Consider the following 19,562-nt stretch of genomic DNA (forward strand, 5'->3'; position numbering starts at 1 on the left):
TATAATTGCGATCGCACCAACGCTAAAGACGATCATCTGTTCTAACTGAGAGCTTGCATCAATCCTAACAACCGCATCAGAATGAATTAAGTAGAATAGTAGAAGATGCCGTACTTTCGGTGCTAACATACCCTACGACTAAACCACTTGATAATTGCGATCGCACCACCAACGCTACAGGCGATCGTCTCATGACATACATTAAATATAGTTAGCAGTCGGCAATTCTATGAGTATTCGTCAAGAACTTCTAAGTGTGATTGAACAACTGAATGATGAGCAGTTATCAGCACTGCTAGATTTAGCTCTTTCTTTCAAGAATGGAGAAAAATCTGTTAATCCTACTGTTGAATCTCAGGCTTATTAGGATTGGGTAAGTCCTGAGAATGATATTTACGACGAAGTATTTGCTGATGAACTTACAGCGCGGTGATGTCGTATTGTGTCGAGTTCCCATGCCTTCAACCGGATTCACACAGTTTAAAGTTCGCCCTGCTGTTGTTATTTCGGCTAATCAATTGAATCAAATTCTTGATGATTTGATGGTTGTGCCTTGTACTTCCAACACTAATCGTCCTTTAACGGTGACGCAATATTTAATAACAGGCGATGAAATTGCCATGTGAGTCAATTTTTACATTAAATAAACCTATGGTTCTCACAAAGCTGGGTTCTCTTTCCTTTGAGGCGATTAATCAGGTGAATTCCTGTCTAGTAACGGCTTTGGAATTAGAGAGTACAGAACTTACGCGCTCAGATCCCCCAACCCCCTTAAAAAGGGGGCTTTAGAAATTCCCCCTTTTGAAGGGGAGCCAGCGCGGTCTTCTCCCAAAGGGAGAGGCTAGCGCCAAGGGGGTTTCCACGCCACTCCCCACAACGGAGGGAACCTCCGCAAGGGGGTGGCTCCCCATGAGCGACTGGCGTGGGCTAGGGGGGATCTAGGTTTCAGCCTTCAGTGCGTAAGTCCTAGAGTAGATAAAATTTTTGCCTCACGCAGAGGCGCAGCGAAAAGTTCTGTAGGCGGAGAGAAGTCTGAGCGCCGGCGTCCGGCGATGGTCTGTATCACTGCCGAGAGGCGCAAAGCCTTGCGCCTCTCCCTTGTGTCCAAAGGACACAAGGCAACCGTTCTGAAAGAACGGTTGGGCAGTAAGACCCGCATAGCGATCAGAACTTCGGGGTTTCCCGCCGTAGGAAACTTTTCAAGACAGAGTCACAGAGGAGTAAAGAAGAGGTTTGGCAAGAATGTAGAATCAGGGTTTAGTGAGCGATCGCTGTTCTTCAGCATACCTGGTTTCATTAAACTCGAACTAAAGTCTTGCAATTATGGAAAATAATAGATTAAGTAGAGTATCACAAAACTTACTTAATTTCCTTATTTCTTCTAGGAAAATATGACTCATTCTTTCCTTGAATGCCTGCGTAGTCCAGATAGTCCAGTTCTCGTCTTCGATGGGGCGATGGGAACTAACCTACAAACCCAAAACCTCACTGCTGAAGACTTCGGCGGCCCGCAGTATGAAGGTTGTAACGAATATCTAGTCCACACGAAACCGGAAGCTGTGGCTAAGGTTCACCGTGACTTTCTCGCCGCTGGTGCAGATGTGATTGAAACGGATACTTTTGGCAGTACGTCGATTGTGCTGGCAGAATATGACTTGGCTGACAAGGCGTATTACCTCAGCAAGACAGCCGCAGAATTGGCGAAACGTGTCGCTGCGGAATTTTCGACGCCGGAAAAACCAAGGTTTGTCGCGGGTTCCATCGGCCCGACAACTAAACTTCCTACCTTGGGACATATTGACTTTGACACGATGAAAGCTACTTTTGCGGAACAAGCAGAAGCGCTGTGGGATGGTGGTGTTGATTTATTCCTGGTGGAGACTTGCCAAGATGTGCTGCAAATTAAAGCGGCGCTGAATGGGATTGAAGAGGTGTTTGCTAAGAAGGGCGATCGCCGTCCGTTGATGGTGTCTGTGACAATGGAAAGCATGGGCACAATGTTGGTAGGTTCAGAAATCAGTGCTGTGCTGACAATTTTGGAACCTTACCCAATTGATATTCTTGGTCTGAATTGCGCTACTGGCCCAGACTTGATGAAACCACATATCAAATATCTGGCTGAACACTCACCTTTCATCGTTTCCTGTATTCCTAATGCAGGTTTGCCTGAGAACGTCGGTGGTCAAGCACACTACCGACTGACACCGTTAGAATTACGGATGTCGTTGATGCACTTTGTTGAAGATTTGGGTGTCCAAGTGATTGGGGGTTGCTGTGGGACGCGTCCAGAACACATTCAACAATTGGCAGAAATCGCCAAAGAACTGAAGCCAAAGGTTAGACAGCCTAGTTTAGAACCAGCAGCAGCATCAATTTACACTACTCAGCCTTACGACCAAGATAATTCTTTCTTGATTGTGGGTGAACGTCTCAACGCTAGTGGTTCCAAGAAGTGCCGCGATTTGCTGAATGCTGAAGATTGGGATGGACTCGTCTCGATGGCCAGGGCCCAGGTAAAGGAAGGCGCACACATCCTTGATGTCAACGTCGATTATGTGGGACGCGACGGCGTGCGAGATATGCACGAATTAGTTTCGCGCATCGTTAATAATGTCACACTGCCTTTGATGCTCGATTCCACCGAATGGGAAAAGATGGAGGCGGGTTTAAAGGTTGCCGGCGGTAAGTGTTTGCTAAACTCCACGAACTACGAAGACGGGGAACCGCGCTTTTTAAAGGTGTTGGAGTTGGCGAAGAAATACGGCGCTGGTGTCGTCATTGGGACTATTGATGAGGATGGAATGGCGCGGACAGCAGACAAAAAGTTTGCGATCGCTCAACGTGCTTACCGACAGGCTGTAGAATACGGTATACCTGCCACAGAAATATTCTTTGACACTTTAGCGTTACCCATTTCCACCGGGATTGAAGAAGACCGAGAAAACGGTAAGGCGACAATTGAGTCCATTCGGCGCATTCGTCAAGAATTGCCTGGGTGTCATGTAATTTTGGGTGTTTCTAATATTTCTTTTGGTCTTTCCCCCGCATCGCGGATGGTGCTGAACTCGGTGTTTTTGCACGAAGCGACGACGGCGGGAATGGATGCAGCGATTGTCAGTGCAAACAAGATTTTACCGCTGTCTAAGATTGAGGAACGCCATCAAGAAGTTTGTCGCCAGTTGATTTATGATCAGCGTCAATTTGAGGGTAATGTTTGCGTTTACGATCCCTTGGGAGAGCTTACCACATTGTTTGCGGGGGTGACGACAAAGCGCGATCGCTCCCTTGACGAAAGTCTCCCCATCCCAGAACGCCTCAAGCGCCATATTATCGACGGCGAACGCATTGGTTTAGAAGAACATCTGACAAAAGCCTTAGAAGAATATCCCCCCTTAGAAATTATCAACACCTTCCTGCTAGACGGCATGAAAGTTGTCGGGGAATTATTTGGTTCTGGACAAATGCAACTTCCCTTCGTCTTGCAATCTGCGGAAACCATGAAAGCGGCGGTAGCCTATCTCGAACCGTTCATGGAGAAGTCCGAATCTGGCAACAACGCCAAAGGGAGCTTTATCATTGCCACAGTCAAAGGCGATGTCCACGACATAGGTAAAAACCTGGTAGATATCATCTTGTCCAACAACGGCTACAAAGTAATTAACCTGGGAATTAAACAGCCGGTGGAAAATATCATCCAAGCTTACGAACAGCACAAAGCTGATTGTATTGCTATGAGTGGTTTGTTAGTGAAATCCACTGCCTTCATGAAAGAGAATTTGGAGATATTCAACGAAAAGGGAATTACCGTCCCTGTGATTTTAGGTGGTGCGGCGTTGACTCCCAAGTTTGTGCATGAAGATTGCCAAAACACCTATAAAGGTAAAGTTGTTTATGGCAAAGATGCCTTTTCTGACTTGCACTTCATGGATAAATTAATGCCAGCAAAGACTGCTGGTAACTGGGATGATTTCCAGGGATTTTTGAACGAAGTCGAGGAAACGGCTGAAGTCTCGAAGAATGGTAACAAAGAATCAGTAACTACAACTGCTGAGGAAACATCTGCGGAACCAAAAGAGGTGGACACTCGGCGTTCCGAAGCAGTGGCGATAGATATTGAACGTCCCACGCCGCCTTTCTGGGGAACGAAGTTGTTGCAGCCTAGTGATATTCCCATTGAGGAAATATTCTGGCACTTAGATTTACAAGCTTTGATTGCTGGACAGTGGCAATTCCGTAAGCCGAAGGAGCAATCTAAGGAAGAATATCAGGCTTTCTTGGCTGAGAAAGTGTATCCTGTTTTAGAGACTTGGAAGCAGCGGATTATTGAGGAGAATCTGTTGCATCCGCAGGTGATTTATGGGTATTTTCCTTGTCAGGCTGAGGGGAATACGCTGTATGTTTATGAAACGAACCGCAGAAGCGCAGAGGACGCAGAGGTAAGAGTCAGTTTTGAGTTTCCAAGGCAAAGGTCTTTGAGGAAGCTGTGCATTGCTGATTTCTTTGCGCCGAAGGAGTCGGGGGTAATTGATGTGTTCCCGATGCAGGCGGTAACTGTGGGTGAGATTGCGACGGAGTTCGCCCAAAAGCTGTTTGCTGATAATCAATACACTGATTATTTGTATTTCCACGGTATGGCGGTGCAGATAGCGGAGGCGTTGGCTGAATGGACACACGCCAGAATTCGTCGGGAGTTGGGTTTTGCTGCTGAGGAACCGGATAATATTCGGGATATTTTGGCGCAGCGCTATCAAGGCTCGCGGTATAGTTTTGGGTATCCGGCTTGTCCGAATATCCAAGACCAATATAAGCAACTGGAGTTATTGGAGACTGACAGGATTAACCTATATATGGACGAAAGTGAACAACTTTATCCAGAACAGTCTACAACAGCAATTATTGCTTATCACCCTGTAGCGAAATACTTTAGCGCATAACCTCTGTTCATTTTTTGTAAAGGGTGCTGAGTGGGGGACAAGGAGAAATAATTAATGATGATCCTTGTCTCCCGTCTCCTGTCTCCTATCTCTCATCTTAAATTTTCAATTTCTCTCCTCGAATCGCATAATCCAACAACTCCATCGGATGGATTACGGAAATCTTCTTACCCTGCAACTTTAAATGCTTAGTGATTTGCAAAGTACAACCAGGATTCGCAGAAGCAATTAACTCAGCACCAGTATTTAACAAATTCTGCACTTTTTGCTGACCCAATTCATCAGCCACTTCCGGTTGCAGCATATTGTAAACCCCAGCACTGCCACAACACAAAGCCGCATCTATTGGTTCTCGTAATTTCACCCCTGGAATTTGCCGCAACAACTGACGTGGTTGCACACTAATCTTTTGTCCATGTAATAAATGACAAGCATCTTGATAAACTAAATTCAAAAGTTTATCAGTCAGCGGTGAAAGTTTAGTTGTTAACCCAACAGTTGCTAAAAACTCTTGAGCATCTTTCACCTTTGCCGCAAATTCCTTAGCTTTTTCTCGATATTCTGGGTCATCTTCTAAGATATGACCGTATTCTTTCAAAGTATGACCGCAACCAGCAGCATTGATAATCACAAAATCTACATCAGTCTTGGCAAAACTATCAATCATCTGCCTAGCTAAAGCTTGCGCTTGTTCTGTTTGTCCTTGGTGTTCAGGAAGCGCCGCACAACAACCTTGAGATTTGGGAATAACAACTTCACAACCATTCGCCGTTAAAACCCGCACCGTCGCTTCATTGACTGGAGAGAACAACAACCGTTGCACACATCCCAAAATCACCCCAACTCTATAGCGCTTCTCCCCTTGCGCTGGGATAACGGTAGGCAAATTATTTTGAAAAGATTTGAGAGTAATTTCTGGCAGAATTGATTCCATTGCTGCCAAACGGGGCGATATTTTCTTGAGTAAACCCGTAGCGCGAAAGAACTTAGCAAAACCCAACTTTTGATAAACCAATAATGGAACTAATAAAACTCGTAAAAGGTTGGGATAGGGAAACAGAGAAAATATTAATTTACGAAACAGTGTATCTGGTAAACTCCGAGGATAATTTCTTTCAACTTGGTGACGAGTTGCAGAAATTAACTTGTCATATTGCACACCAGAAGGACAAGTCGTCACACAAGCAAGACACCCCAAACAAGAATCAAAATGTTCTACCGTTGCTGTATTCAGAGCAATCTCACCCTCATTAATTGCATCCATTAAATAGATGCGTCCCCTAGGAGAATCCATCTCCTTACCAAGCACCCGATAACTAGGACAAGTCGAAAGACAAAACCCACAATGCACACAACTATCAATCAACTTCGGCTCAGGCGGATGATTCTCATCAAACCCCTTCAAATTCTTCAAACTAGCCGTATTATTAACCGAATTTTCTGAAACTTGCATATTTATTCCTTTCCCCTCTCTCTTGGCGTCCTTGGCGTCCTTGGCGGTTCGTTTAAATTAAATCCCACCTACAAACCGCCCTGGACTTAAAATATTCTTACTATCAAACTGTTTCTTAATTCGTCGCATCAACGGCAAAGCATTGTCAGTGTAACCCCAAACATCTACTTGTTGTTTAACCGTCACTGGTGCTTCTAAAATTGTGAGAAAACCATTATTAGCTTGAATGCGATCACCTCCGGCGGAGCGTAGCTGATCGCGTACTTCCAAAACCTGACTTTGACTATCCAGCTGCAACATCCCCAAACCAGTACCACTGTGAATCATACCCAACTCCACCTGAGTCAAAATCTCCACGGCAGCAGTGGGTAATACTCCTATTTTGCAAGTAATTACAGACTTTGTGGGAGAAGAATGCATACATTCTCGCAATCTCTGCCATAGAGTAGCTTCATCCCCATCTGAATAAATCGCTCCATCCAACCCCAATTTTTGCCCTACTTCTAAAAGTCGGTTTGACTGTTCCTTGACACTCTCACTAATGCTTTGGAAACAAGCAATTAAGCCCAGTCCTTTACCCAAACCTAAGCTAGACACCAGTTTAATTGATAGCAAATCAGCTTGGGTTGGCGTTAATGCCGAACCTCGGAGGATATCAGCAGCTTGAGATATAGCCTCCGCCATGCCAGTTAATACTACTGTCCCCGATGCCTCCTGTAGTGGATAAACACGAAACGTTACTTGACTAATAATCCCCAATGTGCCGTAAGAGCCAGTAAACAACTTCATCAAGTCGTATCCGGCAACATTTTTGACTACTCGTCCCCCAGCTTTGGCGATTTGTCCATCAGCGCGCACAAAGGTAATTCCCAGCAATTGGTCACGCACACCGCCATAACGCTGTCGCCAGGAACCTGTATCAGCTGTGGCGACAATACCACCAATGGTTGCTAACTCTGGCTTAGCAGGGTCAAGGGCGAGAAATTGGCGTGAATCTGCCAAAATCGCTTGGAGATGAGAGAACTTCATCCCAGCTTCTACCGTGATAGTCAAATCGCCAACAGCATGTTCAATTAGTCGGTTGATCCGTTCTGTACTAACTACGACATCAATGTCTTTAGCTAAACCCCCCCAGCTAAGTTTACTACCACTACCGCAAGGCAGGACGCGCCAGTTGTTACTGTGAGCTGCTGCAATGACTGCGGCTAATTGTTCTTGAGTGCGGGGATAGACGATACAACTGGGATGATTTCTAGAAGCGTAGACGCTTTGCGGCTTCTCGTTAGCGATCGCTTCTTGGATATGTTTCTGCTGACTAAGTTCAATATTTTCCCAAAGGCAAACAGCATTTTCTTCGCCGACGATAGATGCAAGATCAGAAGCAATTACTTTCATCAGTTTATTTTTTACTCCCTATATCTAACTTTACTGGCTAACCTTACCAAAAAAGTGCATAAGTTGATTTTCGAGTAGTTCGGATAGAAATTCTGAACTACTTGACTAGTGAACTACTTCAAATTGCCACTACCATTTTCAGTCTTGTCTTTAACAACCAGTAGTGTGAATTTTTTCTAAAGTAAACCGCAGATTTTATTAAGTATTAACCACGTAGCAATAACATCAATTGTGCTTTAATCTAGCGAAAGATGACTAATATATATTCATCTAAAATTGCTAAATCTAATATTTAACACACAGTTTTTACTGTCAAATCTGCATAATTTTCTCCTCACTGTGATCTTGCAATGAAAGAAAAAATTCTAGTTGTTGAAGATGAAATAATTGTCGGTGAAGATATTAAATATTGTTTGGAAAAGTCAGGCTATACCGTTCCTGATGTTGCTATTTATGGAAAGCAAGCAATTGAAAGTGTCGCAAAACTACATCCAGACTTAGTTCTAATAGATGTGATGATCAAAGGGGATGTTAATGGTATAGAAACCGCTGAAGAGATTGTAAACCGTTTTAATATACCAGTAGTTTATTTAACTGATTATTCAGACAATGAAATTTTACAAAAAGCAAAAAGTACACAACCTTTCGGCTATATATTTAAACCCCTTGAAGAAACCCAGTTAATTACTACCATTGAAATTGCCCTTAACAAGCATCAAACCGAAATGGTTATGCGTGATGCTTTAGAAAGAGAAAAAGAGATAAGAAAAATTAAATCTCGCTTTATCTCGATGATTAGCCATGAATTTCGTAATCCTTTAAGTAATATTTTTACTTATAGTGAAGTTTTAGCAAATTACAGCCATCAATTAAACGAAGTGCAAAAATGTGAGTATATCCTTCATATACAAAAATCTGTTAAACACTTGGAACATCTGTTAAGTGATGTTTTGCTCATTGGTAAAGCAGAAACATGTAGTTCCTCTGTTAATGCTGCACCACTAGATTTGGAAAATCTTTGCAAAGATTTAGTGACAGAAATTCAATTTAATACTGATAATAATCATAAAATTATCTTCACAATTCAAGAAGGATGCAGAATTATAGAAGATATTAGCGCTCTACCAAATTCACTACTAACTCCACAATATCAACTGCCTTGCTTAGATGAGAAACTGCTGCGACATATCCTCACTAATTTGCTAATAAATGCTCTTAAATATTCACCTCAAGGTGGTACAGTACATTTTGACCTATTTTGTGTCCAGGGAGAAGCCATTTTCCGTATTCAAGATGAAGGCATTGGTATTCCAGAAACCGATCAAGAAAACCTGTTCAATTCTTTCTATAGAGGAAGCAATGTTGGCAAGATACCAGGGCATGGTTTAGGACTAGCAATTGTTAAACATTACGTGGAGTTACATGGCGGAGAAATTACTTTTGCCAGTAAAGTTGGACGAGGTACAACATTTATCGTCAGTGTACCGTTTCAGAATAATTAGTCAGTGGTCAGTTGCTTATTATTCAATACTGACCACTAACAAAGGACAATTACACGTTTATCGGTTGCTTACTATTAGCTGATGTATAAGAATTAGTGTTGTTATCAATTCCTAACTGTGCAAGTGATTCTTGTCCTGTAATCAATCTTGCTCCACGATTGCGGGTAAAATAGTTCCATACCCACTGAATCATTACTACTAATTTGTTGTCAAATTCAATTAAAAAGTAGATATGAATTAATAACCAAAATAGCCATCCCAAGAAACCTTTAAGTTTAATAAAGCCAAAATCTACAACAGCATAATTTTGCCCAATCATCGCTAAACTACCCCGCTCATTGTAATGAAATGGGGGTAAAATTTTATCTTCAAGCCGCTTTTTAATTAGTGTTGCTACATATTCTCCTTCCTGCTTAGCTACAGGTGCAACACCAGGTAAAGGTTTGCCATTTTGATGCGAAAAATTTGCTAAGTCGCCAATTACAAAAATATTGGCATATCCCTTAATACTCAAGTCAGGTTCGACAATAACACGTCCAGCGCGATCGCATTGGGCACCTATGCCTTCTAAGACTTTTCCCATTGCTGAAGCTTTCACACCTGCTGCCCATAATACCGTTTTTGAGGCAATCTCTTTAACTTCATCACCTTGTTTAAGGGTGACAATGTCATTTTCAATATTAGTTACCATTGTTTTTGTCTGGACAATCACCCCCAACCGCGTCAGAGATGCTTCCGCTTCTTGTGATAACTCTGGTGCAAAAGGTGGCAAGATGCGATCCATGCCTTCTAATAGCAAAATTCTGGCGTCTGTTGTGTCGATGTTGCGGAAATCTTCTTTGAGGGTTTGATTTGCTAACTCTGCGATCGCACCTGCTAATTCTACACCGGTAGGGCCACCACCAACGATTACAAAAGTTAACCAGGCACGGCGTTTTACTGGATCTGTTTCCTTCTCTGCGGCTTCAAATGCTGTAAATATCCGGCGACGCATTTCTATTGCATCTTCTACAGTCTTTAAACCGGGAGCAAACTCTTCCCAATTGTCTTTACCAAAGTAGGAATGCTTCGCACCTGTAGCAACAATTAACGTATCGTAAGGTATTGCTTCGCCGCCCACAATCACTTGTTGTGCTTCTGAATCAATATCATTCACTTCTCCCAGCAGCACTTTTGTATTTTTGCTCTTGCTGAGTACAGAACGCAATGGTGAGGAAATATCAGCGGGAGATAAAGCACCTGTAGCAACTTGGTACAAAAGTGGTTGAAATAGATGAAAGTTGCGTTTATCGATCACAGTAACGTCTACCGCAGCCTTGGCCAGTGTTTTGGCTGCGTAAAGTCCACCAAAACCACCACCAACGATAACTACTTTATGAGGTGGGTTATTATCAAACGAATTTACCATAAGAAATATTTCCCCGTATTACGAGTGTTGTTACTCTTCTTAACAAATTTGTATCAAACTTATCACAATTTTTTCTGTAGTGCTTTGCACATCTGAAAAAATAATTAAAGTAATCAAGAATACTGTGGAGCAGGGGAAGCAGGGGAAGTAGGGGAAGCAGGGGAAGCAGGGGAAGTAGGGGAAGCAGGGGAAGCAGGGGAAGCAGGGGAAGCAGGGGAAGATAATTTTTGACTTTTGACTCTTGACTCCTGACTCCTAACTAATCCCTAATGCCCAATTTGAGGTACAATCGAAAGCCTGCCAATTAATGACGATGCTTGCTGACAGGAGATGCTTCTATGGCCCGGATGTATTATGACGAAGATGCCAATTTAGACCTTTTGGCTGGAAAAACCATTGCTATTATCGGCTATGGTTCACAAGGTCATGCCCACGCCCTCAATCTAAAAGATAGTGGTTTGGATGTCATTGTAGGACTATATCCGGGCAGTAAGTCAGCAGAAAAAGCTTCAGCAGCCGGGTTAACTGTGAAAAATGTTGCAGATGCGGCTAATGCTGCTGACTTCATCATGATTTTGTTGCCTGATGAAGTGCAAAAAACAGTCTACAAAAACGAGATTGAACCAAATCTAGAAGAAGGGAACGTCTTAGCCTTTGCCCATGGGTTTAATATTCACTTTGGGCAAGTCGTACCGCCAGCGAATGTGGATGTGGTGATGGTAGCACCGAAAGGGCCAGGGCATTTAGTGCGGCGGACTTATGAACAGGGGCAAGGCGTACCTGCGTTATTTGCGGTTTATCAAAATGCTAGTGGTCAGGCACGCGATCGCGCGATGGCTTATGCTAGAGGTATCGGTGGTAGCCGCGCTGGTATTCTTGAAACTTCTTTCCGCGAAGAAACAGAAACAGATTTGTTTGGTGAACAAGCTGTATTGTGTGGTGGTTTGAGTGCTTTAATCAAAGCCGGATTTGAAACTTTGGTGGAAGCTGGATATCAACCAGAATTGGCTTATTTTGAATGTCTCCACGAAGTCAAATTGATTGTTGACTTGGTTGTTGAAGGCGGTTTAGCCAAGATGCGCGACAGCATTTCTAACACTGCTGAATATGGCGATTATACTCGTGGCCCGCGAATTGTTACCGCAGAAACTAAAGCCGAAATGCAGAAGATTCTCAGCGAAATTCAATCTGGGCAATTTGCACGGGAATTCGTTTTAGAAAACCAAGCCGGTAAACCTGGATTTACCTCTATGCGTCGTCAAGAAGCTGAACACAAAATTGAGGAAGTAGGCAAAGATTTACGCGCCATGTTTAGCTGGTTGAAAAAGGCTTAAATGTGATTCAGTGAATAGTTAACAGACTTATAAATGATAACTATTCACTGATTACTGATTTCAGGAATGACTGTATTCTAGAAAATACATATCGGATGCTCTTTTCATCAGCATATTGGGGGTTAATTGGTATCTCCTTACCAGATTTCAGGACAATCACAACTCGATAAAGCTTAGAGTATTTAAATTGTTTTTCTTGGATATCAAGGCGTAGAATTGATTCTAGTGGCTGCTCAATAATTTGGTTGCCACGCAAACTTTTGCGTTCTATAAATAACTGGTTCAGAGTCTTGTAAAAAGTGCAGTTGGTAACAGGTGATGTGGCGAAAAAAGCAGCGATCGCCATTACAATCAACAGAGATAAACTGAAGAAAAATATATAGTTTCGCTGATTTTGCTGCACTGATAAAGAAGTTTGATTAGAATTGATAAAATTATTAATTTTAAAGACAACCTCTTGATTTTCTTGATAGCTAACGTGTGATAAAAGAGCAAAATCTCTTAACGGAGTCACAATAATAACCTGATAGGTTTTTCCCCCTTTACTACCCCTCCTTGTAAGGATGTATGCTTCCTGTGGATCAAAAATCTTCAGTTTCTCCATGCCTCCCAGCAAATTAAACCGCCTTAATTCACAGTTAATTTGGTTGGGTGAGGAGCGATTCTCCGAAGGAGACGCTACGCGAACGCAAGTTACACTGGCTGAAGCAAAATCAAAAACTGTGCAGTAAATCAAAGAACTCAAACAGATAGTAAAAATGCACCATCCGATAGACCAATATCTGACTGGTCGATGCTTAAGCCGCAATCTGGTATGGGTTTCCTCTACAATTTTCATTAGTGCTTGGCATGAAACACTTAACTTTTGGTATAGTATTCCCCTCATAGCTGATTTAGTAATCACCAAGTCTAAATACTGGCATAATCTGTAATAAATAAACATCATTAACTAAACCTATAACCCTGAGATAGATGAATTATTAAAAGATATTTGAGTAGCTAGTAGATAATTGGGGCAAAAAATTATGGCTATAAATATGGAAACCAAACAGCTAGGAAAAACTGGTATCTTTGTGAGTGCGATCGGTTTGGGTGGAATGCCGATGTCAATCTCTAATCGCCCTCCCGAATCGCAATCAATCCCAGTTATACATCGTGCTTTAGATTTGGGTATTACATTTATTGACACTGCTGATTCTTACTGCAAAGATGAATCGGATAAGCATCACAATGAGCAATTAATTCATAAGGCAATTACCAGTTATAAAGGCGATATCAGCCAAGTAATTGTAGCGACTAAAGGCGGTTTGATGCGTCCCAATGGGAGTTGGACACGCAACGGTAGCCCAGAACATTTGCGCCAAACAATTCGAGTTAGCTTTGAAGCTTTGGGCGGTGCTAAACCTATTGATGTTTGGCAATACCATTCCCCCGATTCTAATTACACCATTGAAGAATCTCTTGCACCAGTAAAAGAAGCGGTAGAAACAGGTTTGATTAGGTTTGTAGGAGTTTCTAATTTTTCTGTAGAACAAATTAAACGGGCGCGGGATGTGGTAGATATTGTCTCAGTGCAGAATCAATACAGTCCTTGGGAACGACAGCCAGAAAATGATGGTGTATTGAAGTATTGCGAACAGGAAGGATTAACCTTTTTGCCTTGGAGTCCCTTTGGTGGAAGTCGTCGCCATCAAAATTTGCAAGATATTCCTGCGATCGCTCAGTTAGCTAAGGAAAAAGGCGTATCTGTGTATAATATTGTTTTGGCGTGGTTGCGTTCAAAGTCGCCCTCTATTTTGCCAATTCCTGGTGCTAGCAAGATTTCCAGCATCGAAGACTCGGTACATGCGATCAATGTGACATTATCTAATGAAGAAGTGCAAAAAATTGATCGAGCAACCTAATCATGATAAAGGGGACTAGAGTAATCGCAAAAAACCGATTTCTTTTTGGTAAAACGACCAATTCTCGTTGACTGTAGAGAGATTGCAATGCAACGTCTCTACTCATAACACCTAATTTCTTATCCAAATAGTGTCTAATTTACACAAAGGCACAAAGTCTCAGTAACTTTGTGTCTTTGTGTATTATTGTGGGACTATTATTTCAGTAATTAATCTAGAATTTATGCATCTCAATTCTGCAAACTATAAGTTTGTAAGAGTGTTTGTGATTCTACTGCTATCCACACTCTACTGGCAAAATCCAGTAGACGCGCAGTCTCAGCTAAATACACCGCTTCTACCATTTTTTGATAATGTAGATAACCCTGTTCCTGTAGGCTTCCCCGCAGGACAGAAATTAGACATTACACCATCCCCACCGCTGCTAAATTCTTTTGACCAAGCTGTACTACAAATCTGCGGCCCTATTGGAACAAGAGTTACTAGCAATAAATTTAAGCAGTTGCTATCCTTTTACCCTGATGTGTTACAGAAACTTCAGCAAGCTAGCGGTGGTGAATTGCGTCCGGGACGTCGGAAAAAAGCGCAATTTCTCGAAGATTTAACTAATATCTGGTTCAAACGTCGGGGATTTGAACACATTTTTTGTGGTGAAATATATAACGCTAAAGATATTGGCGGCTTGCATTTTCATGGCAGATATCTACAGCTACAAAATGAAGGAATTGGGGGACGCCTACCAAATAACCAAGGGCGAGAGGAAGTTGTTCCTGGTGTAATTTATACAATGGGTGTAGTGCTTAAACAGGAAAACCGTACAGTAACAGATGTGATCAAAGGCTATGGCTACCTTAGCAACGCCGAAGAAATGCTTATAGATACAACCCGAATATTTAAACTACAAGGAAATACTGAGGGAGCGTGTATTTATAATGTGGGCGATCGCGAATCAGGTAAATCTTTTCCCACAGTTTTTGTGAGGAAAGAGAAGGCGATCATTACCTTCTATCCCGATGCTACTCCGCAGGGTACAAAATGTAAAAGTTAATTCCTTCTTTGAGCTATCAGAAGTCGCGGTGTTAAGATCCCTGACTTCTTTAAGAAGTCGGGGATCTTGATTCTGTACTCATCTAGCTAGTGTTGATGCACTCGCTCTAGCAACCACAGCGAAGTAACAGTACCAATAAAGTGAGCAGCAATCCCATTGACGTTTGCTAATACCACAAAAACATCAAGTGCTCGAATAATCTTGTAGGGATCTGTGATTGCGACTCCTGGAGGTTGGGATATAGATTTTGCTACTAGTACTGCTACAGTTGCTCCAGCACCCAAGAGGGTTAATAATATCCCCACTAAACTTAAAAATACCCCTAGTCGAATGATTTTAGTAGTATCCGCCTTACTGGAATGCAGAGCCGGATTAGGATTTTCTAGACTTTTACCTATACGGGTGTAGCGAAAATCCCAATACACACTGAATAACAATACTACGACACCGCATACAGCCCAAAATATGCCAACCCCAAGTCCGGCATTTGGTTGCTCAGTCAAACCACGACCAGTATAGGCAAATAACAATACTAAGCCAGAAACTACTGCAAGTCCCAATTGTACCCAGAAAGTAATCCAGCCTGTAAGACGTATAGTATTCCCAATTGAACGAGTTTCTGGTGCTAGCGATCGCGCTTCTGATTCTGTTTGCATATTGAATTCCATTAAGTCTAATTGTCCTATCCCCCAACCTTTAACAATATTTTCATAGCTCGTTGTATACCCCCATCCTCAGACATAATTACCTCAAAATCTTGAGGAATAAAATCTCAACATTTTTAATTTTTAATTTGTAATGGAAGCGTAGCGACTGACTTCTGAAATACTTCTAAATAATAGAAAGTTATCAAACTTAGGGATGATAAGCAATCAGCAATTAAATTGACAAAATTGCACCATAAAGCGTGATATTTAAGCGATAGGCAGCGATAGCAAAGGATAAGGGGTATGATTAAATCTTGGATGGTGATTGGGGGTGTGGCTTTCTTGGTTGCTCTAGCGGCTAACTTTATTACACCAAGCGATCGCCAATGGTTCAAACGCTTACAACGACCTAGATGGCTAACTTTTGAGGGAGCAATTCCAATTATTTGGACTGTAATCTTTATTTGTGGTGCATGGTCAGCTTATATCGTCTGGGAAAACGACCCAGGAAGCACCACAACTTGGTTAATGATGGGTTTATACCTGCTTCTAGAAATTGTTACCATCGCCTATACGCCTGTAATGTTCAGGCTTCGCAGTCTGAAAGTTGGAACAATTCTCGGTGGTACAGGTTTGATCATCAGTGTTTTGTTGATACTTGCAGTATTAACTATTTCTGGTTGGGCAGCATTGTTACTAATTCCTTATTTGCTGTGGAGTCCTATTGGCACTTATACCACTTGGCAGATGGCTAGTCTCAATCCTCAAGATACCTGAGATTCCAACTAGCGAATGATTCAACTTATGCTCTAAATTGTCAAACTTGCAGTGTATAACTTGACAAAATACACAGGCAACAGTTAGGCATGATTAAATCTTGGATGGTGATTGCGGCTATAACTTTATTAATCGAGTTTGGTAGTTTCTTGATTACGCCGCGCGATGTAAAATGGTTTGCACAGTTAAGACGCCCTAAATGGCTAGTTTTTGAGCCGCTTATCCCCATCATTTGGACTGTGATTTTTATTTGCGGTGCATTTTCAGCTAATATCGTTTGGCAAAAAAATCCCGGAAGTGCCATTACCTGGCTGCTAATGGGTTTGTATCTCCTACTGGAAATCATTACCGTCGCCTACATACCTCTAATGCTGAGATTTCGCAGTCTAAAAGCTGGAGAAATCATTGGGCTAACTGGTCTAATTTTAGGCGTTGTCCTAGCAATATGCGTTCTGCCAATTTCCAGACTAGCGGCGCTGTTACTTGCTCCTTATCTAATTTGGAGTCCAATTGGGACTTATACCACCGACGAGTTGAAAGAGCTAAATCCTCAAGATGCGTAGATAGGAGACGGGAGATAGGAGATAGGAGTCATTTTTTGAGAGTCAAGGGTTATTTTTATATCTCTCCACTCCTCTACTCCCACTACACAAGACGCCCATAGCGTGCTGTAACTGGATTAGCTGGATTAAATTGATTATTTAGCCAAGCCCACATTTGATCACCAAAAGAAAAATGCCACCACTCCCTAGGATTGCGTTGAAATTGCGCTTTTAACATCACATCTCGCAATAACTGACGGTAAGCATGATATTGTTGTGCTTCTGGATGTTCATTATTGGCATAGTAATCGGGATGCGATCGCTCTGACATTTCATCAATTGGTGAACCCATATTCACTATTTGCCCTGCATCATCTACCAGCGTCACATCTACTGCTGCACCTGTACTGTGGGGTGGGGGAGTTTTTTCGTCCAAACTTGGTACAGCCCAAATTTCATAAACTGCTTTCCAAATCTCTTGGCGTTGCTGTGGTGATAACTCAGTTTCAGTTAGTCCTCTTTGTTGCAACGCTACCGTGAAGCTGTAATCTACCATAAACTGCTGTACTGCGATCGGGCGATAGGCATCAAAAATTTGGATGCGCCAGTTGGGATGCAAGCGATGGAGATAATTTTGCGCTTGGCTCAAATTGTCAACAACACTTTTACGGAGATAGTAAGGGGAATTTTTTCCATAAGGCGCACCCAGTTTTTCATAAGGATGGGGCGATTCCACTGCAAACAATTCTAAAGGAATTTCTACTAAGGGTTCACCACACTCATAAATAGGTATTTGGTGATAAGGTCTCATATCAATTTTGGATTTTGCATTCGCGTAGCGTGTCGGAGACAAAAGTTGTAAGGAGGGTTTCCCTCCGTGGCAAACTTTTCAAGACGGATTTTGGATTTTGGATTAAAGCCTTTACTAAAAAGCTGTTCTATAGCTCTCAAACAATATACTTATCCAAATTTAGTATCATTTATTTTGCTGCTACTGCCGTTTATTGAGTGCATCTAAAAATCGAATCTGAATCCAACTAATTTGTACCACACTATTGCTCTTTCACTTTTTCTACTACATCGGGAACTGGGTCGTAACCACCTGGATGAAAGGGATGACAGCGCAAAATACGCCAAATTGCCATCCACCCGCCACGTAATACGCCAAATCGTTCAATTGCTTGGATGGCATACATTGAACAAGTTGGTTGAAAGCGACAAGTCGGGAGATACAGCGGTGAAATAAACATTCGGTAGCCGCGAATCAGCCAAATTAATAATATTTTCATTGCGTCACCTAAATCTTATAAATTAGTAACAATGGTAATAATTTCTATTTTGTTGCATCTCTGTTGATTACATTTTCTGCTTTGACTTCAATTCCGCTTTTATGGCTGCAAATTGCGATCGTTGCAGTTTGGGTATTATTCATCCTCCTAATTGCATGGTGGGTAAATCGTTTTGCTAATCGCGATCCAGAAATTGTACGGAAGATAGTTCATATTGGCACTGGCAATGTAATTTTACTCGCTTGGTGGCTAGATATTCCTGCAATTGTCGGGATTACGGCTTCAATTCTAGCGAGTGTAATTACCTTATTATCCTATCGATTTCCCATTCTTCCTGGTATCAACAGCGTCGGACGCCAAAGTTTTGGGACATTTTTTTATTCTGTCAGTTTTGGCATTTTAGTTGCCTGGTTTTGGCATTTGCAACAACCCCAGTACGCAGCGCTAGGAATTTTAGTAATGTCGTGGGGAGATGGACTAGCAGCCTTGATTGGGCAACGCTTTGGTACACATAAGTATAAAGTGTTTGGCAGAGAAAAAAGTTGGGAAGGATCTTTGACTATGACGCTAGTTAGTTTCGTTATCAGTAGTTTAATTTTAATTTGTACACAAGGAAACAACTGGCAAACTTGGGTGATATCACTTGTAGTGGCAATTATCGCTACTGGTTTGGAAGCTTTTTCGTTTTTAGGCGTTGATAATTTAACAGTTCCTTTAGGTAGTGCTGCGCTGGCTTTTGTGTTAATCCAACAACTGGTACTTTAAGGATACTGCATTTCAAACTTATACCTATTTAATTTAAAAAAAGTATGTGACAGATAGACCATGTAGAGGCGTTGCAATGCAACATCTCTACCAAGGGATTTGTTGCTTTTTGATGATTTTCTGCGTAATACTGTTAGCTTCATTCCAGTGAAATTGCCTAAAAAGATGAATATTGAAGTATAAAGTCAGAACTTACGCACTCAGATCCCCTAACCCCCTTCAAAAGGGGGTTTTATAAATTCCCCCCTTCTCAAGGGGAGCCAGCGCGGTCTTCTCTACTTTGAGGCTGCGCCAAGGGGGTTTCCACGCCACTCCCCACAACGGATAGCGCAGCGAAGCGCGAGTCTTGTCTGCGACACGCTGCGCGAACGAGCGTCGGGAACCTCCGCAAGGGGGTGGCTCCCCATGAGCGACTGGCGTGGGCTAGGGGGGATCTAGGTTTCAGCCTTCAGTGCGTAAGTCCTAAAAGTATCTATTTAATTTATCAATGATAAATCTTGCATTTGGATTTGGTAGGTAGAAACTACGTGTCTACTAACTATACGTAAAAGTTATAGTTTTAAC

18 protein-coding genes are annotated in these 19,562 nt (G+C 42.2%); 10 read left to right on the forward strand and 8 right to left on the reverse strand.

Annotation, left to right across the window (positions count from 1 at the left end; all coding sequences use genetic code 11):
* Nucleotides 1-76: 76 nt before the first annotated feature.
* Complete coding sequence (locus FNW02_RS39455; protein ID WP_263627712.1) at nt 77-202, reverse strand: hypothetical protein; 126 nt, start codon at nt 200-202, stop codon at nt 77-79.
* 27 nt (nt 203-229) lie between these two features.
* Between FNW02_RS39455 and FNW02_RS02260 the strand changes: the two genes are divergently transcribed.
* The 3 genes from FNW02_RS02260 to metH all read left to right on the forward strand — a co-directional run bounded on the left by FNW02_RS02260 (nt 230) and on the right by metH (nt 4,934).
* Nucleotides 230-367: a hypothetical protein gene (locus tag FNW02_RS02260; protein WP_225225346.1), complete on the forward strand. Its 138-nt coding sequence runs from the start codon at nt 230-232 to the stop codon at nt 365-367.
* A gap of 46 nt (nt 368-413) precedes the next feature.
* Nucleotides 414-626 carry a type II toxin-antitoxin system PemK/MazF family toxin gene (locus FNW02_RS38320; protein WP_225225347.1) on the forward strand — a complete coding sequence of 71 codons (213 nt, stop codon included), beginning with the start codon at nt 414-416 and terminating at the stop codon, nt 624-626.
* Nucleotides 627-1,391: 765 nt separating this feature from the next.
* Complete coding sequence (metH, locus tag FNW02_RS02275; RefSeq protein ID WP_191755951.1) at nt 1,392-4,934, forward strand: methionine synthase; 3,543 nt, start codon at nt 1,392-1,394, stop codon at nt 4,932-4,934.
* 97 nt (nt 4,935-5,031) lie between these two features.
* Here the strand turns inward: metH and FNW02_RS02280 are convergent, their stop codons facing one another.
* A complete protein-coding gene (locus FNW02_RS02280) occupies nt 5,032-6,387 on the reverse strand; it encodes a (Fe-S)-binding protein (RefSeq protein WP_191755952.1) in 1,356 nt (451 codons plus the stop codon).
* Nucleotides 6,388-6,444: 57 nt separating this feature from the next.
* The gene (locus FNW02_RS02285) at nt 6,445-7,782 is read right to left on the reverse strand and encodes an FAD-binding oxidoreductase (protein WP_191755953.1); all 1,338 of its coding nucleotides are present in this window, start codon (nt 7,780-7,782) and stop codon (nt 6,445-6,447) included.
* A gap of 350 nt (nt 7,783-8,132) precedes the next feature.
* Between FNW02_RS02285 and FNW02_RS02290 the strand changes: the two genes are divergently transcribed.
* The gene (locus FNW02_RS02290) at nt 8,133-9,284 is read left to right on the forward strand and encodes a hybrid sensor histidine kinase/response regulator (protein ID WP_191755954.1); all 1,152 of its coding nucleotides are present in this window, start codon (nt 8,133-8,135) and stop codon (nt 9,282-9,284) included.
* A 49-nt stretch (nt 9,285-9,333) separates the two neighbouring features.
* Here FNW02_RS02290 and FNW02_RS02295 read toward each other — a convergent pair whose 3' ends face one another.
* The gene (locus tag FNW02_RS02295; RefSeq protein ID WP_191755955.1) at nt 9,334-10,692 is read right to left on the reverse strand and encodes an NAD(P)/FAD-dependent oxidoreductase; all 1,359 of its coding nucleotides are present in this window, start codon (nt 10,690-10,692) and stop codon (nt 9,334-9,336) included.
* A 338-nt stretch (nt 10,693-11,030) separates the two neighbouring features.
* Here FNW02_RS02295 and ilvC point away from each other — a divergent pair, with 338 nt between their 5' ends.
* Entirely contained in the window at nt 11,031-12,026 is a 996-nt protein-coding gene (gene ilvC, locus FNW02_RS02300) for a ketol-acid reductoisomerase (RefSeq protein ID WP_191755956.1), read from the forward strand.
* 40 nt (nt 12,027-12,066) lie between these two features.
* Here ilvC and FNW02_RS38325 read toward each other — a convergent pair whose 3' ends face one another.
* Nucleotides 12,067-12,864, reverse strand: a complete 798-nt coding sequence (locus FNW02_RS38325) for a DUF4564 domain-containing protein (protein WP_225225348.1) — start codon at nt 12,862-12,864, stop codon at nt 12,067-12,069.
* A gap of 199 nt (nt 12,865-13,063) precedes the next feature.
* Between FNW02_RS38325 and FNW02_RS02310 the strand changes: the two genes are divergently transcribed.
* The gene (locus tag FNW02_RS02310) at nt 13,064-13,930 is read left to right on the forward strand and encodes an aldo/keto reductase (RefSeq protein WP_191756050.1); all 867 of its coding nucleotides are present in this window, start codon (nt 13,064-13,066) and stop codon (nt 13,928-13,930) included.
* 223 nt (nt 13,931-14,153) lie between these two features.
* Nucleotides 14,154-14,978, forward strand: a complete 825-nt coding sequence (locus FNW02_RS02315; RefSeq protein WP_191755957.1) for an EndoU domain-containing protein — start codon at nt 14,154-14,156, stop codon at nt 14,976-14,978.
* 86 nt (nt 14,979-15,064) lie between these two features.
* Here FNW02_RS02315 and FNW02_RS02320 read toward each other — a convergent pair whose 3' ends face one another.
* Nucleotides 15,065-15,634, reverse strand: coding sequence for a DUF3611 family protein (locus tag FNW02_RS02320; protein WP_191755958.1), 570 nt, complete (start codon nt 15,632-15,634; stop codon nt 15,065-15,067).
* A 294-nt stretch (nt 15,635-15,928) separates the two neighbouring features.
* On the opposite strand from FNW02_RS02320, the gene FNW02_RS02325 reads away from it, so the two are divergent.
* Together FNW02_RS02325 and FNW02_RS02330 are read left to right on the forward strand one after the other, a co-directional pair.
* Nucleotides 15,929-16,402 (forward strand): TspO/MBR family protein, encoded by a 474-nt coding sequence (locus FNW02_RS02325; protein ID WP_191755959.1) that lies wholly within the window; start codon nt 15,929-15,931, stop codon nt 16,400-16,402.
* An 89-nt stretch (nt 16,403-16,491) separates the two neighbouring features.
* Complete coding sequence (locus FNW02_RS02330; RefSeq protein WP_191755960.1) at nt 16,492-16,965, forward strand: TspO/MBR family protein; 474 nt, start codon at nt 16,492-16,494, stop codon at nt 16,963-16,965.
* Nucleotides 16,966-17,047: 82 nt separating this feature from the next.
* Here FNW02_RS02330 and FNW02_RS02335 read toward each other — a convergent pair whose 3' ends face one another.
* Nucleotides 17,048-17,755 carry a M15 family metallopeptidase gene (locus FNW02_RS02335; RefSeq protein WP_191755961.1) on the reverse strand — a complete coding sequence of 236 codons (708 nt, stop codon included), beginning with the start codon at nt 17,753-17,755 and terminating at the stop codon, nt 17,048-17,050.
* A gap of 241 nt (nt 17,756-17,996) precedes the next feature.
* Nucleotides 17,997-18,233 carry a membrane protein insertion efficiency factor YidD gene (yidD, locus tag FNW02_RS02340; RefSeq protein ID WP_191755962.1) on the reverse strand — a complete coding sequence of 79 codons (237 nt, stop codon included), beginning with the start codon at nt 18,231-18,233 and terminating at the stop codon, nt 17,997-17,999.
* Between the two features lie 60 nt (nt 18,234-18,293).
* Here yidD and FNW02_RS02345 point away from each other — a divergent pair, with 60 nt between their 5' ends.
* Nucleotides 18,294-18,998, forward strand: coding sequence for a diacylglycerol/polyprenol kinase family protein (locus FNW02_RS02345; protein WP_191756051.1), 705 nt, complete (start codon nt 18,294-18,296; stop codon nt 18,996-18,998).
* Nucleotides 18,999-19,562: the final 564 nt, after the last annotated feature.

It is taken from the genome of Komarekiella delphini-convector SJRDD-AB1 (assembly GCF_014831675.1).
In the GTDB taxonomy this organism is placed as follows: Bacteria; Cyanobacteriota; Cyanobacteriia; order Cyanobacteriales; family Nostocaceae; genus Komarekiella.

Excerpts from the sequence above, each read along its gene's own strand:
- FNW02_RS39455 (WP_263627712.1), bottom strand. The coding sequence starts at position 202 with ATGTATGTCATGAGACGATCGCCTGTAGCGTTGGTGGTGCGATCGCAA.
- FNW02_RS02260 (WP_225225346.1), top strand. The coding sequence starts at position 230 with ATGAGTATTCGTCAAGAACTTCTAAGTGTGATTGAACAACTGAATGAT.
- FNW02_RS38320 (WP_225225347.1), top strand. The coding sequence starts at position 414 with ATGAACTTACAGCGCGGTGATGTCGTATTGTGTCGAGTTCCCATGCCT.
- metH (WP_191755951.1), top strand. The coding sequence starts at position 1,392 with ATGACTCATTCTTTCCTTGAATGCCTGCGTAGTCCAGATAGTCCAGTT.
- FNW02_RS02280 (WP_191755952.1), bottom strand. The coding sequence starts at position 6,387 with ATGCAAGTTTCAGAAAATTCGGTTAATAATACGGCTAGTTTGAAGAAT.
- FNW02_RS02285 (WP_191755953.1), bottom strand. The coding sequence starts at position 7,782 with ATGAAAGTAATTGCTTCTGATCTTGCATCTATCGTCGGCGAAGAAAAT.
- FNW02_RS02290 (WP_191755954.1), top strand. The coding sequence starts at position 8,133 with ATGAAAGAAAAAATTCTAGTTGTTGAAGATGAAATAATTGTCGGTGAA.
- FNW02_RS02295 (WP_191755955.1), bottom strand. The coding sequence starts at position 10,692 with ATGGTAAATTCGTTTGATAATAACCCACCTCATAAAGTAGTTATCGTT.
- ilvC (WP_191755956.1), top strand. The coding sequence starts at position 11,031 with ATGGCCCGGATGTATTATGACGAAGATGCCAATTTAGACCTTTTGGCT.
- FNW02_RS38325 (WP_225225348.1), bottom strand. The coding sequence starts at position 12,864 with ATGAAAATTGTAGAGGAAACCCATACCAGATTGCGGCTTAAGCATCGA.
- FNW02_RS02310 (WP_191756050.1), top strand. The coding sequence starts at position 13,064 with ATGGAAACCAAACAGCTAGGAAAAACTGGTATCTTTGTGAGTGCGATC.
- FNW02_RS02315 (WP_191755957.1), top strand. The coding sequence starts at position 14,154 with ATGCATCTCAATTCTGCAAACTATAAGTTTGTAAGAGTGTTTGTGATT.
- FNW02_RS02320 (WP_191755958.1), bottom strand. The coding sequence starts at position 15,634 with ATGCAAACAGAATCAGAAGCGCGATCGCTAGCACCAGAAACTCGTTCA.
- FNW02_RS02325 (WP_191755959.1), top strand. The coding sequence starts at position 15,929 with ATGATTAAATCTTGGATGGTGATTGGGGGTGTGGCTTTCTTGGTTGCT.
- FNW02_RS02330 (WP_191755960.1), top strand. The coding sequence starts at position 16,492 with ATGATTAAATCTTGGATGGTGATTGCGGCTATAACTTTATTAATCGAG.
- FNW02_RS02335 (WP_191755961.1), bottom strand. The coding sequence starts at position 17,755 with ATGAGACCTTATCACCAAATACCTATTTATGAGTGTGGTGAACCCTTA.
- yidD (WP_191755962.1), bottom strand. The coding sequence starts at position 18,233 with ATGAAAATATTATTAATTTGGCTGATTCGCGGCTACCGAATGTTTATT.